Annotated in this window: 15 protein-coding genes; 5 read left to right on the top strand and 10 right to left on the bottom strand. The window is 32.6% G+C overall.

The window, feature by feature from the left end:
* Positions 1-5: 5 nt before the first annotated feature.
* The 4 genes from D1816_RS16900 to D1816_RS16890 all read right to left on the bottom strand — a co-directional run bounded on the left by D1816_RS16900 (position 6) and on the right by D1816_RS16890 (position 2,496).
* The gene (locus D1816_RS16900; protein ID WP_147405013.1) at positions 6-575 is read right to left on the bottom strand and encodes a hypothetical protein; all 570 of its coding nucleotides are present in this window, start codon (positions 573-575) and stop codon (positions 6-8) included.
* Positions 576-656: 81 nt separating this feature from the next.
* Positions 657-794 (bottom strand): hypothetical protein, encoded by a 138-nt coding sequence (locus tag D1816_RS25800; RefSeq protein WP_157766132.1) that lies wholly within the window; start codon positions 792-794, stop codon positions 657-659.
* A 456-nt stretch (positions 795-1,250) separates the two neighbouring features.
* Positions 1,251-1,886 carry a viroplasmin family protein gene (locus D1816_RS16895; protein ID WP_118504357.1) on the bottom strand — a complete coding sequence of 212 codons (636 nt, stop codon included), beginning with the start codon at positions 1,884-1,886 and terminating at the stop codon, positions 1,251-1,253.
* A gap of 16 nt (positions 1,887-1,902) precedes the next feature.
* Entirely contained in the window at positions 1,903-2,496 is a 594-nt protein-coding gene (locus D1816_RS16890; protein ID WP_118504355.1) for a phosphoribosylglycinamide formyltransferase, read from the bottom strand.
* Positions 2,497-2,679: 183 nt separating this feature from the next.
* Here D1816_RS16890 and D1816_RS16885 point away from each other — a divergent pair, with 183 nt between their 5' ends.
* The 5 genes from D1816_RS16885 (at position 2,680) to pyk (ending at position 7,146) form a co-directional block, all read left to right on the top strand.
* Entirely contained in the window at positions 2,680-2,913 is a 234-nt protein-coding gene (locus D1816_RS16885; protein WP_024768509.1) for an acyl carrier protein, read from the top strand.
* Positions 2,914-2,931: 18 nt separating this feature from the next.
* Positions 2,932-4,185, top strand: a complete 1,254-nt coding sequence (gene fabF / locus D1816_RS16880) for a beta-ketoacyl-ACP synthase II (protein ID WP_066315293.1) — start codon at positions 2,932-2,934, stop codon at positions 4,183-4,185.
* 2 nt (positions 4,186-4,187) lie between these two features.
* Positions 4,188-4,922, top strand: a complete 735-nt coding sequence (gene rnc / locus D1816_RS16875; protein ID WP_118504353.1) for a ribonuclease III — start codon at positions 4,188-4,190, stop codon at positions 4,920-4,922.
* A gap of 305 nt (positions 4,923-5,227) precedes the next feature.
* Positions 5,228-5,719, top strand: coding sequence for an IPExxxVDY family protein (locus D1816_RS16870; protein ID WP_158597695.1), 492 nt, complete (start codon positions 5,228-5,230; stop codon positions 5,717-5,719).
* Positions 5,719-7,146 carry a pyruvate kinase gene (gene pyk / locus D1816_RS16865; protein WP_118504349.1) on the top strand — a complete coding sequence of 476 codons (1,428 nt, stop codon included), beginning with the start codon at positions 5,719-5,721 and terminating at the stop codon, positions 7,144-7,146. Before D1816_RS16870 ends, pyk begins: the two co-directional genes overlap by 1 nt.
* A gap of 58 nt (positions 7,147-7,204) precedes the next feature.
* Here pyk and D1816_RS16860 read toward each other — a convergent pair whose 3' ends face one another.
* From D1816_RS16860 to D1816_RS16835, 6 genes are all read right to left on the bottom strand, one after another.
* Positions 7,205-7,618, bottom strand: coding sequence for a response regulator (locus D1816_RS16860; protein ID WP_066315285.1), 414 nt, complete (start codon positions 7,616-7,618; stop codon positions 7,205-7,207).
* 29 nt (positions 7,619-7,647) lie between these two features.
* Complete coding sequence (locus D1816_RS16855; RefSeq protein WP_118504347.1) at positions 7,648-9,099, bottom strand: PAS domain-containing sensor histidine kinase; 1,452 nt, start codon at positions 9,097-9,099, stop codon at positions 7,648-7,650.
* A gap of 44 nt (positions 9,100-9,143) precedes the next feature.
* On the bottom strand, positions 9,144-9,539 hold the full coding sequence (locus tag D1816_RS16850; protein ID WP_066315284.1) for a DUF2721 domain-containing protein: 396 nt from the start codon (positions 9,537-9,539) through the stop codon (positions 9,144-9,146).
* A 165-nt stretch (positions 9,540-9,704) separates the two neighbouring features.
* Entirely contained in the window at positions 9,705-10,274 is a 570-nt protein-coding gene (locus D1816_RS16845) for a collagen-like protein (protein WP_066315282.1), read from the bottom strand.
* A 286-nt stretch (positions 10,275-10,560) separates the two neighbouring features.
* Positions 10,561-12,120 (bottom strand): fibronectin type III domain-containing protein, encoded by a 1,560-nt coding sequence (locus D1816_RS16840; protein WP_118504345.1) that lies wholly within the window; start codon positions 12,118-12,120, stop codon positions 10,561-10,563.
* A 165-nt stretch (positions 12,121-12,285) separates the two neighbouring features.
* The gene (locus tag D1816_RS16835) at positions 12,286-13,224 is read right to left on the bottom strand and encodes a helix-turn-helix domain-containing protein (RefSeq protein ID WP_118504343.1); all 939 of its coding nucleotides are present in this window, start codon (positions 13,222-13,224) and stop codon (positions 12,286-12,288) included.
* Positions 13,225-13,317: the final 93 nt, after the last annotated feature.

The following is a 13,317-nucleotide window of genomic DNA, read 5'->3' as shown; positions in this document are numbered from 1 at the left end:
ATTTTTTAGTTAAGTTTTAATTTTTCAAGTAATTGCTTAATGTTTTCTTCATCATTTATGGCTTGTGGATAACTTGTACCGTACTTATTAATATGTAATCTATTTAATAGAAAAGAAAACGATTCGTTTGTTAAATAACCTTTTGTGTAGCCCTCATACATATATGGGAATAATTCTAACTGCTTTTTATATGTTTGGTGCAAACAAATAGTTTTTACTGCATAGCTTGCTTTTGAGCTAAAATCTTTGGTGTTAGGATGCCCATATACTTCTAAATATTTTTTTGATTTTAAAAAATTAATAGAATCTGTTTCTATCATTTTTCTAATATAATCTTGATATTCTTCAGATTTTTGATCATAATTATTTCTTTTAAGGATTTCTAATTCAACTCCGCTATTTCTAGCAGCTTGGTCTGAATCAAATAAACCCTCAAGAAACTGTTCTTTTGTTTTTTGTGTAGTAAGAGATAATATTTGATTATTAATACTTATTTGATTTTTCTTAATCTCTTGCTCCTTGCATGATAACATACATGAAATAAATAGAAACAACAGTAATCTATATAATATCATATTTCTAATTTTTTAAATCATTCCGTTAGAAAATGACCAAAGAGATAATTCTAATTTCTTTGGTCATTATTTTTAGACTACTTAGCAGCAACCCTCATCATTCCAATCTCCAAGTTCATAAAAAACTTCATGATCAGCATAAGGTCTGGTTGTTATAGTTCCATCACAACTGTGCCCTCCTTTAACTGTTAATGAATTTTTGTCTTCAATAACATTCAAATTTAAATCTTTTAATTTTTTCATAATTGAAAATTTAATATTAATACATGACACCTACTCTATTAAGGCTTTTCGGTTTCCGCCTATTTGTTGCGCAACAAATTTTAGTGCCAACAAGAAATCTACTCAGAATCTTCTTGTTTTGAATTACAATATTATGAGTAGCCAGTTTCATTTTTCGGAACTGGTGGATTTTTTTATAGAAATTTAAAATAGGGTAGGTTTTCTAAGTTTTTTATTAAAAACTATCGGGAATTTTGGAGATTCCTAAGAACAAACTTTCAGGTACAAAAGCTTCTAAGATAAAAATAATTAAGATTTACGGGATCAATAAAACATATAGAAAACCTTTATCAAGAAAATAAAGAAAAAACAGATAAAATTATTGAATTATATGAATCTCGACTAAGAGATAAAGATCAATTAATTGAATAAATAAATTAGGTTCTCAAAGCCTTATTTCCTTCCAAAATCTGCTGGAATTTCTCCCCAGGCTTTGGTTTCCCATTTCACAATTTTTGTAGTATAGGTGTTTTCTTTTAACCATACAATTGCTCTATCCACAAGTTCAAACATTGCTGCATTCTTAGTATTACGTGATAATTTTGTTCGACACGTCTTTTGTTTTACCCATCCAATAGCAATTTTAGAATCCGAATAAATAATACGGTCACTATTTTTCTTTTTCAAATACGCCAATCCGTGTACCAAGGCTAAAAATTCACCAATATTATTCGTTCCTTGAGGAAAAGGACCTTGATGAAACAATTGTTTCTCGGTTTGCGTATCTACACCACGATATTCCATTTTACCTGGATTACCACTAGAAGCCGCATCTACCGCAATAGAATATAGATTAGGCTCACCAATTTTTGATAATTGCGCAGCAGTAAGTGTTTTTTTAGGCTTACTCTTCCCTTTATAGTCATCATAACTTCCATTAAAAGCTTTTTTTGCCATTGCAAAGGAGTCAAAAGATTTATACTTAGCACTTGCATATCCTTTTACAGCAGCTTTACAATCATTCCACTTTGTATAAATCCCTGGTTTGTGTCCTTCCCAAACCACATAAAATTTTTCCTTTTTTGCCATTTCTTACTGTGATAATTTATTTAGTGTTTTTATCACTTTTTTCGTTTCCAAACAGAAGTTCTTCTATAACGACAGGAAAATGTTTATATTCTAAATCATGAATAGCTTTGGCTACATCTTCGGCACAAAAATCTGACTTAATTGCTGTTTTAGCCTGAAAAATAACTGCTCCTTCATCATAATTCTCGTTTACATAATGAATCGTAATACCACTTTCTTTTTCTTTATTTCTGATAACAGCTTCATGAACATGGTGCCCATACATGCCTTTTCCTCCGTATTTTGGTAATAATGCCGGATGAATATTTATAACCTTATTTGGGAATGCTTCAATAATTTTTTTCGGAAAAATCCATAAGAATCCTGCAAGTACTATCATGTCAGGGTTGACATCTTTTAGGATATTAAAAACCTCATTTGTGTCATAAAATGACTCTTTGTCAAAATGTAACGCCTGTACATCAAGGTCATGTGCTCGTTTTAACACTTTGGCACGCAGGTTGTTAGAAAACACATGTGTCACCTCTGCAATTTTACGTTCATGAAAATATTTAATTATATTTTCGGCATTGGTTCCAGAGCCAGAAGCAAAGATTATAATACGTTTCATAGTATGGTATTGTTGTTAATTAGAGCGCACAAAAAAAATAATTATTATTCAATTTTAGGCAGCAAAAAGCTAATACTTCCCTATATTTGATAAAAACACAAATACATTTTTGCGGGATTATGGGGTTTTAAAATAAAGTTTTTTATTTTTGCCTCCTAAATTAAAAATTAAAATTAAAAAATTATGTCAGACATTGCATCAAGAGTAAAAGCGATAATCGTTGACAAATTAGGTGTAGACGAAAACGAGGTTGTAAATGAAGCAAGCTTCACAAACGATCTAGGAGCAGATTCTCTAGACACCGTAGAATTGATTATGGAATTCGAAAAGGAATTCGATATTCAGATTCCAGATGATCAAGCTGAAAATATTGCAACAGTTGGTCAAGCAATATCTTATATTGAAGACGCAAAGTAACAAACTTCACAACAGAGTATGAGCCTTAAGCGAGTTGTAGTCACAGGACTGGGTGCGTTAACACCCATTGGTAACAATATTAATGAGTATTGGGATGGGTTGGTAAACGGAAAGAGCGGTTGCGCTCCCATCACTCATTTTGATGCCGAAAAATTCAAGACTAAATTTGCTTGCGAAGTCAAGAATTACAATCCCACGGATTATTTTGATAGAAAAGAAGCACGCAAACTAGATAAATTTGCGCAGTATGCTATTGTATCTTCTGAAGAAGCTATAAAAGATGCTGCCATAGACCTTGAGAAGGTCGACAAATTTAGAGTTGGCGTAATTTGGGGTGCCGGTATCGGAGGAATAGAAACATTTCAACAAGAAGTAGTTAATTACGCAGAAGGTGATGGAACCCCTCGTTTTAACCCCTTCTTTATTCCAAAGATGATAGCAGATATCGCTCCGGGACACATCTCTATTAGAAATGGTTTTATGGGACCAAACTATACCACAGTTTCTGCATGCGCCTCTTCGGCTAATGCAATGATAGATGCCTTAAACTATATTCGTTTAGGACATTGTGATATCATCATTACAGGAGGAAGCGAAGCGGCAGTTACCGCTGCTGGTATGGGAGGATTTAATGCAATGCATGCGCTATCAACAAGAAATGAAAGCCCAGAAACTGCTTCAAGGCCATTTGATGCTACCAGAGATGGATTTGTATTAGGCGAAGGTGGTGGAGCTCTTATTCTTGAAGAGTATGAACATGCAAAAGCACGTGGCGCTAAAATCTATGCCGAAGTTGTTGGAGGTGGTATGTCTAGTGATGCTTATCATATGACAGCTCCACATCCTGACGGAATAGGTGTAGAACGCGTAATGCTTAATTGTTTACGAGATGCAGGTGTAGCACCAGAAGAAGTAGAAGCTATTAATACACACGGTACCTCCACACCATTAGGAGATGTTGCAGAATTAAAAGCAATTACTAAAGTTTTTGGAGATCATACACCGAACATCAATATAAATTCAACTAAATCTATGACTGGACACTTACTTGGTGCTGCAGGAGCTATTGAGGCTATCGCTTCGATATTAGCAATGCAAAAAGGTATAGTGCCTCCTACTATCAATCACACTACTGTGGATGAAAATATAGATTCTAAATTGAATTTAACATTAAACAAAGCACAAAAACGTGACATTACTTTCTCAATGAGTAATACGTTTGGTTTTGGTGGTCATAACGCTTGTGTGTTATTTAAAAAATTGAACGAATAATTATGAATGTTATTCGCAACATATTAAATTCCCGCTCTGAAAAGAACGGGAATTTTTTTTCAAAAATTCAAAAAATACTGGGTTTCAAGCCTAAAAACATTAGACCTTACGAAAAAGCATTTACGCATCGATCATTAAATCTAAAAGACAGTAAAGGAAATGCTGTAAATTATGAACGATTAGAGTTTCTAGGAGATGCAATGTTAAGTAGTGTTATCGCTTCACATTTATTTAAAGAGGTTCCAGAAGGTAATGAAGGCTATCTAACCAAGATGAGAGCTAAGGTCGTAAGTAGAAAACACCTCAACGAACTAGGCAAAGACCTTAAATTAATCGATCTAGTTAGGACCAATATTCCAAAGTCTCAATTTGGAGTAAATATCCATGGAAACCTTTTTGAAGCCTTAATAGGAGCTATATATTTAGACAGAGGTTTCATGTATTGCGAACGATTTATTCAAGAAGCTGTAATTAACCCCTACGTTGATATTGAAAGCTTAGAAGGTCAGGTTATTAGTTACAAAAGCCTATTAATAGAATGGTGTCAAAAAGAAAAAAAGCCATTTAATTATGAGATCTATGAGGATACAGGAAAAGATGAGATGAAACATTTTGCTGTAAAACTATGGATAGATGATAAGGTGGTAGCAAAGGCGCGGGCTACTTCAAAGAAAAAAGCCGAAGAAAAAGCCTCAAAAAGAGGATATTTCGCATTCCAAACTAAGATAAACATCTAAACTCTAAACTTATATAGTTATTTATTCTGTAGTTTTAAAAATACACCTTATTTATATAGATCATTTATATCCCTTTATAGAATTGCAAATTTTATAATATCTTGAACAACAAATTTACTATTGTACAAACAACCTTAACACCTGTAAAAATCAAAAAAGCACTTTATTAACAAAAAAGTAAATAAGTTCTTAAATAAAAGATACTAACTCAATCGTTTTCGTTAAATATCTTTATATACAATTAAACTGGTTGGGGTATTTTATTTGTATATTTCGCGTTAATTCTGAAACAAAATTATTTCAAAGTGGCTATCCAAAAACTAGTTTTAGACACCCTTGAAGATGATACTTATGAATTAATTGCTATTCATTGTTCATTAGCTCCATATAGGTTGGCTTTTTTATTGAACAAATATTTGAATTTAAAACTTTTCAGAAAAAAGGAAGATATCAATTTTAAGTATGATGATCTTTTAGCAAGTTTTCCTTTATATCAGTATGATGATCATTTTCAATATAGTTCATATACTCTTATAGGAAATAAGTTTAGCGCGCAAGTACAACAAGAAGAACCTATAGCTAAAGGATTATTTGATATACCAACTAATACTTATGTTATAAAATATTTAATTCCTGAATTAAAGAATGTAGATTATTTCTTAAAAATAGATACCGAAACTTCTACATTTTCTAGTTCAGCATTATTAACCGACATACTTACCATTTCGCAGGTTATGACTGCATATACAGTGGAATACCCAACACTTAAATCAAAGAACAATTTAATATTTGAATAATGCCAAAAAGTAAAAAAACCAAAATCGTTGCTACGCTAGGCCCCGCAACGAGCACCAAAGAGATCTTAAAAAAAATGCTGGAGGCTGGAGTAAATGTTTTTAGAATAAATTTCTCTCATGCTGATTATGATGGCGTAAAAGAGCGTATTAAAATGATACGTGAACTTAATAAGCAATACGGTTTTAATGCTGCAATACTTGGAGACTTACAAGGTCCTAAATTAAGAGTCGGCGTTATGAAAGGTGATATCATTGTTCATGATGGAGATTATATCAATTTTGTTACCGGTAAACCATTTGAAGGTAGTTCATCACAAGTATATATGAATTATCAAGATTTTCCTAAAGATGTAAAAGCTGGTGAACGTATATTGTTAGACGACGGAAAACTAATTTTTGAAGTCGTTTCTTCTAACAAAAAAGATACTGTTAAAGCTAAAGTAATACAAGGAGGTCCTCTAAAATCTAAGAAAGGTGTTAATCTTCCGAATACTAAAATTTCTTTACCCGCTCTTACAGAAAAAGATGTAAAAGACGCTGTTTTTGCTTGTGAGCAAGGTGTGGATTGGATTGCACTATCTTTTGTGCGTCATGCTCAAGATTTAATGGAGCTTCAAGATTTAATCAAGAAAAATAGTGATCACAAAATTCCTATTATTGCCAAAATCGAAAAACCAGAAGGGGTAGATAATATTGATAAAATTGTTGCATACTGTGATGGTTTAATGGTAGCTAGAGGGGATCTTGGAGTAGAAATCCCAGCAGAAGAAGTTCCTTTAATTCAGAAAAAACTAGTTCTTAAAGCGAAGACTGCAAGGATACCTGTTATTATTGCTACTCAAATGATGGAGACTATGATTGACAGTCTTACTCCAACTCGAGCAGAAGTAAATGACGTTGCAAACTCGGTAATGGATGGTGCAGATGCTGTAATGCTTTCTGGAGAAACTTCTGTAGGAAAGTATCCGGTTCAAGTTATAGAAACTATGACCAAGATTATAAGTAGTGTAGAAGGCTCTGAATTAATCTCTGTCCCACAAAGTCCACCACATATTAGAACAAACAGATTTATTACCAAATCTATTTGTTACCACGCTGCGCATATGGCTAATGATATTGAGGCAAAAGCAATTTGCACGCTAACGAATAGTGGCTATACTGCGTTTCAAATATCTGCATGGAGACCTGATGCACATATCTTAGTATTTACTAGTAATCAAAGAATACTATCACAACTTAGTCTTTTATGGGGTGTTAAGGCTTTGTTTTATGACAAATTTGTTAGTACTGATGAAACAGTCGAAGATATCAACAAAATTGCAAAAGACCGTGGTTTTGTTGAGCAAGGAGACATGTTGATCAACCTTGCTGCAATGCCAATTACAGCAAAAGGAATGGTTAACACACTAAGGGTATCCCAGATTTAATATACATACTTTAAAAAACTAAAAACAGGGTTTCTTTTTGAAAAGAAACCCTGTTTTTTTATAATGTTTGTTTCAAAAAGATAGCTTCTAAATCTTCAATAGTAACCGGTTTTATAAGATAGTCTTTAACCGTATTAATACTTTTAGCTTTTTCTATATCAACAGGATTAATTGAAGAGCTAACAATGTAAAGTGTAATTGTTTTTTCTAGCTTATTTTTAATCTTAGTAAAATTATCTAAAAACTCCCATCCATCCATTATCGGCATATTTAAATCTAGAAAGATTATTTCTGGAATCATTTTCTTGTCCAAATTATTCAAAAGCACCTCAAAATAGTTAAGAGCATCTTTCCCATTTTTAAACACCATTAGGTTTTCACAAAGATTTTTTGCTTCTACAATCCTTTTTACAAGATTTACATACATGCTATCGTCGTCGATAATACAAGCTAATCCTATTTTTTCACTCATAGTTAAAAGAAAATATCGTGATTGGTTTTCTAAAATTCAATAATAAAGGTAGTTCCTGTGTCTACCTCGCTTTCTACAGTTATTTTTCCATTTAATGATTCAACTTGATTTTTGGTTAAAAACAAGCCTATACCAACTGCATCCTTATTGTAATGAAAGGTTTTGTACATCCCAAAAATCTTGTCTTTGAATAATTTCATGTCTATACCTCTTCCATTATCTGTAACTTTTAAATACTTATTTCCATTCTTGATATAGCTTTTGATATCTATAATAGGGTCTCTATCCGAATGTTTATATTTTATTGCATTAGTAATTAAGTTTAATAAAATACTTTCTAAATAAGCAGGGATATAATCGATCTCATTTAAATCTTTAAAATGAGATTTTATTTTTGTCTTGCTTATAGCGATCATCTGCCCTATACCATTAGTCACTAAGTTTAAAGAATCCTGAAACTTAACCGGTTTCTTTTCTTGATCTTTATTAGTATGAATTGCTACAATCTCATTTAGATGTTCAATCGTAGTATTTAGGCTAAAGGAAATTTGTTTAATCTCTTTTATCAGGTTAATTTTTTCTAGAGGATCATCAATATCTTCAATTAATTGAACTAATAGAGATAAGTTACTAGTATGTGATCTAAGATTATGAGATACAATATGTGCAAAATTAAATAGTCTAGAATTTTGGGAGGCAATAATATCAATTGATTTCTCTAATCGTAATTCTTTTCTTTTAATCTCATCTATATCTTGAAAAACCCCTCTAATCCCGATTATTTCTTTTGCTTCATTATACACCGGTTTTCCTATAGCTCGAACCCAAAATATTCGCTTATTAGCAGTCACCATTTTAATCTCTGTATTAAAAGGTGTTCCTGCCATTGCACAATTAAAGAAACAATCGGCAGCCTGTTGTTGTGAGTCCTCTGCATAGTAGCTTGCAGAATCTTTTAACGACGGAATATAATCATCTGCATACTCTAAAATTCGTTTTGTCTCAAAATCCCAATAACTTTTTCTTTTTTCGAAATCTACATACCAACTACCTGTTTCTGTCATCTGGGCAGTTTCTTTGTAATAGAAGTTATCTTTAGAAATATTTTGTTCTGGTTCTAACTTTATCTCAAAGAAAAATATAAGGTTGATATCTGCTTTAATATCTACCGGCAACTCATCATTGGTAGCGCATCTAAATAATTTATAGTTGCCTTCTTTAGTCAGAATTTTAATATGTTGCTTAAAATTAATGCTATTACGCCTATAATTGAGGAAGTTATCTCTAAATACATCTACATCCTCTTTGTGAAGCAGATGATCTAAAAAATAATCTATAGTAGACTCAACATCATTAACCGTATATCCTGTGTTTTCGTAAAACTTTTCTGACCAAATTTCCTTATTTGGATCTAAATGTAACTCCCAATATCCAGTATTGAAGTCTTGTATTACATTATTAAAAAGTTCATTCTTTAGCACTAAAAACTTATTTGACAAATTACAATCAACAAGATAAGAATTTCTTATCTATTTTCTTCGATTCTGTCTAGCCTTATAGCCAACGCTTTAGTAGAAATTTGCACTTCGATAAATGACAAAAAAAGCGAAAGCATGAGTGAAAATAAACTCACTCCAAAAACCACATTAGCCCAATTTATATAGTCGATATATAATAAAAACATCGTGATTACACTTGTTAAAAAACTTACAATAGCAATTGCTTGCATATTCCTGATAAGCCATAATCGCTTTCTTAAGTTCTTAATTTGTAGCACAGTATTTTCTGAAGGCATATCTAAATATTCATTGTACAATTGCCTAATTAAGGACGCAATAGCTAAATATCTTGCATTATATGCCAACATCGTTAATGATATTGCGGGAAATAATAAAGCAGGAATGCTCATGGTAAGTGTCATAATTCTCTATTTAATCTTAAAATAATGAAGATAAGATATTATTATTATCTATCTCATGTATAAATGTATTGCATAAGATGATTAGTTGAATAGGGTTATCAAAAAAACCCTTCAATCCAAAAAAAACAATGGACCTGAAGGGCTTTAAAAATGAGTGGAATACTTCTACTCTGGGATTTTGAATAATGCTATAATTTCTTCATAACTCATAGTTGCATAGTCTACAGATGTTTTTGCTATACCTCCTGGAATAATTACATACCTATAATTCTGAAAAAAAGTAAATAAATTAGTACCTCCATCGGTTGTGTTTACTCTTATTTGTAATCCGGTTCCCCCTGTTGTATCAAACAACCCATATGTATAATACTCGTTTTGAGAAGAAAAGAGATATGGTAATTGATATATCCCTTCATTTGGGCTAGCAGTAGTCCTTTGCCCGTATACCAAAACCACATCGGTCTCAGGATTAAGCTCTGAAGCATTAAATACTTCTAACCCCATAAGATTAGTTGTTTGAGCCCCATCGACCAAATAGTCTACAGGAATCCAACTAGAATACATAACATTTGCAGTTCCTGGAGCGCCGTCTGCTCCATCTTGTCCATCAGCACCAGGAGCTCCCTGTTCTCCTTGTGGTCCGATCGCACCATCTTCTCCATCAGAACATGAAAAGATTAAACTTGATACCATTACAATCATCATGATTTTCATCAAACTTTTTATTGCTTTCATTTTTTAATTTTTAAAAGTTAATGATACAAACCTAACTAGAGTAGTAACTTGAAATATCCGAGAATTTTGAATTTCAAAGAATTAGGACATATTTAAGGCAAATTCTTTAGTCCTATTTTGGTTTTTGACTATCCAGAAGTGTTATCTATTAAGTTTTGGTATGATATGCTTCATAAAAAGAATCCCCATTACCGATATGTTAATGTTAGGTAATGAGGATTCGCGGGTAATGAAAAGCAATTGGACAAAAAACTCAATCATTACATATTTCCAAAGTTGTGTTTACTCATTCCAGCTTTAATACCCAATAGTTAAAATCAGTAACGGTTCCCTCTCCAACACCCATAATATTAGATATTGTACCCGCCGTTATAAAACCACCATCTAAAGTTTGTTCTATAGAAAATGCATAATCATTTCCTTCGCCACCTAGATTCTTTTGCCAAATAATTTCTCCGTTAGATTGTAATCGTAAAATCAAAAAATCAAAAGCCCCGTTATTCCCTTGTACATCAAGATCTGACGAGTTAGAGCTTCCTACGGCTATATAACCTCCATCTGTGGTTTCTTTAATATCATTTATTCCATCAGAACCTGAACCACCAATATTTTTTTTCCATTGCATATCTCCAGCGTTATTGGTTTTGATAAGTACGCCATCTCTACCCCCATTGTTTTCTAAAAAATCTCCATCACTAGACATAGAATACCCAGCAACGATATACCCGCCGTCTATGGTTTGTTGCACAGACGTGGCCTCTTCATTCTCAGAACCACTATATGTTTTTTCCCAGTCAAGACCACCTTCATCATTAAGTTTTGCTATCCATATATCTCTTTTATTATCGCCGGTTTCTGTGTGACCAGCAATAATATACCCTTGATCTGTAGTCTGATCTATTTCAAAAGCTAAGTCTCTTTGTGGACCACCTAAATTTGTCTCCCACGAAACATTTCCTAGTTGATCTAATTTTACGATCCATGCATCAGATTGTCCATTCACATCAAATTGATCCGAACTTGTAAACCCTACCGCGACGTATTCTCCTGTTGATGTTTCAATAATAGCTTCTAAAATATCATCTTTATTTCCTCCTACATTGGTCTCCCAACTTATATTTCCAGAAACATCTAATTTTACAATCCAAAAATCACGCATTCCATTATTTCCAGAAACATCCTGGTCTGTAGATGAAGAAAATGCACCAACAATATACCCTCCATCTGTGGTTTGTTTAAGATCATGAATCGTTTCATTACCACTACCTCCAAAATTAACATTCCAAATTATGTTACCAGATTCATCTAATTTGACCACCCAACAATCTTTTTGACCATTATTACTGGTAACATCACCATCTGTAGACTCAGATGTACCACCTATTAGATATCCTCCGTCATTCGTTTGAATCACCACATATCCGTCATCATCTGAGCTTCCTCCGAGGGATTTTTGCCATGCGGTAGTTATACCAGTATCCACTATTTCGTTAGTAGTCACTGTAAATTCATTTTTTGACTCTCCATTTTTACCATCCAATGCGATTACAGAGCCTGTGTACTTAGTTTTAGGCAAAAGTTCTTTTAAGAGGTATTCGGTTTTAGTAATTGAAGAAACTATTTCATTTCCCTCTAAGATAACTGTGTATGTAACAGGGTCGCCATCAGGGTCTATTGCTTCACTCCATTTTAATAACGCACTATTAGTAGTGGTTTGACTCACTTCTACTAAAAAATCTTTAGGGCTTTGATTTTGTGGCGCAGCTATTGTTTCGTCATCATTATTACACCCTATAATTGTTAAGCTTATAAGTATAAACGTATATAAAAAATCATTCTTTTTCATCTTATTCTTATTTTATTTTCTGAAGTAATTCAACCCTTCATAAGGATATTCATAATACCCTTATGAGCGTTGAATATCCTTATTGAGGTAATCTTAAAATAAAGGTAATTAGGGTTGTAATGAGAAATGTCCAGAAATTTTGAATTTCAAAGAATTCGGACTTTTTTAAGCTGATACTCTATATTCTTTTGGAGAAATGCCTGTTAGTTTTTTGAAAGCGCTATAAAAAGTAGATTTTGAATTAAATCCGGATTCTAAGGCAATAGAGATGATGGTATAATGTACAAAATTTGGGTTTTTTAATTTGCGTTTTGCATCCTCGATTCTAAATCGATTTACATAATCTGCAAAATTATAACCGCTAAGTTTGTTAACCAACTGGGATAGATAATTACCACTAATTTTTAGTTTCTTGGCCATACTATCTAATCCTATATTTGGATCTCGATACATTTTTGCTTCTTTCATTAAAAAATCAAGCTCTTTAAAATATTCATTCTCTTTGTTGATAACAAAGCTTCCTTTGCCATAAATCTGCTCCAATTTTTTACTCAATAGTTGTGCTACAAGTCTAAATAAAAATATATGATTTTTATTAAAAAAGTTTTTCTTTGAATGCTCAGAATCCAGAACTCCTACTACGGTATCATTGACAATAATAGGAACTGATAGTTCTGACATTCGATACCCATCGTCTACAATATAATTAGGGTATTGTGTAACATCTGCTACGCACAAATATCTTCCTGTTTTGGCTACTCGCCCTACCATTCCCGTACCAACGTGGATCTTAATAGGACTTACTACTTTTTTTTGCCCATTATTTTTATATCCATAAGCTGCTTTTTGAATTAAAAACTCGTTGTTTTTATCGATCATATAGATCACGCAATCCTCTAATTTAAGCTGTGAAATGCAGTTCTCTACAATATCCCAGAGAATATCGTCAAGATTGTTTTTTTTAAATAATGAGGTTGCAAAATAATTAAGCACAGTGATTGTCTCTCTAGTTGCATATTGAGTCATCCAGTGATCTTGAGAAAAGACAAAATCGCGATCCAATATATCCAAATGCCCTACTTTATTTTGTTTTGTTTTTGACATGATTGACTTTTTTATCCAAGCCAAATATAGATCGCTAATCCCTTCAAAAACAAATCAAACTTATCGAAATTCGGAGAATTCCAGATAATAAAA

This window comes from Aquimarina sp. AD10, from assembly GCF_003443715.1.
Lineage (GTDB): Bacteria > Bacteroidota > Bacteroidia > Flavobacteriales > Flavobacteriaceae > Aquimarina > Aquimarina aggregata.
The sequence above is the reverse complement of the archived record's forward strand: the minus strand, read 5'-3'. Positions and strand labels throughout refer to the sequence as shown.

Excerpts from the sequence above, each read along its gene's own strand:
- pyk (WP_118504349.1), top strand. The coding sequence starts at position 5,719 with ATGCCAAAAAGTAAAAAAACCAAAATCGTTGCTACGCTAGGCCCCGCA.
- D1816_RS16885 (WP_024768509.1), top strand. The coding sequence starts at position 2,680 with ATGTCAGACATTGCATCAAGAGTAAAAGCGATAATCGTTGACAAATTA.
- D1816_RS16840 (WP_118504345.1), bottom strand. The coding sequence starts at position 12,120 with ATGAAAAAGAATGATTTTTTATATACGTTTATACTTATAAGCTTAACA.
- D1816_RS16895 (WP_118504357.1), bottom strand. The coding sequence starts at position 1,886 with ATGGCAAAAAAGGAAAAATTTTATGTGGTTTGGGAAGGACACAAACCA.
- D1816_RS16860 (WP_066315285.1), bottom strand. The coding sequence starts at position 7,618 with ATGAGTGAAAAAATAGGATTAGCTTGTATTATCGACGACGATAGCATG.
- D1816_RS16850 (WP_066315284.1), bottom strand. The coding sequence starts at position 9,539 with ATGACACTTACCATGAGCATTCCTGCTTTATTATTTCCCGCAATATCA.
- D1816_RS16900 (WP_147405013.1), bottom strand. The coding sequence starts at position 575 with ATGATATTATATAGATTACTGTTGTTTCTATTTATTTCATGTATGTTA.
- D1816_RS16835 (WP_118504343.1), bottom strand. The coding sequence starts at position 13,224 with ATGTCAAAAACAAAACAAAATAAAGTAGGGCATTTGGATATATTGGAT.
- rnc (WP_118504353.1), top strand. The coding sequence starts at position 4,188 with ATGAATGTTATTCGCAACATATTAAATTCCCGCTCTGAAAAGAACGGG.
- D1816_RS16890 (WP_118504355.1), bottom strand. The coding sequence starts at position 2,496 with ATGAAACGTATTATAATCTTTGCTTCTGGCTCTGGAACCAATGCCGAA.
- D1816_RS16845 (WP_066315282.1), bottom strand. The coding sequence starts at position 10,274 with ATGAAAGCAATAAAAAGTTTGATGAAAATCATGATGATTGTAATGGTA.
- fabF (WP_066315293.1), top strand. The coding sequence starts at position 2,932 with ATGAGCCTTAAGCGAGTTGTAGTCACAGGACTGGGTGCGTTAACACCC.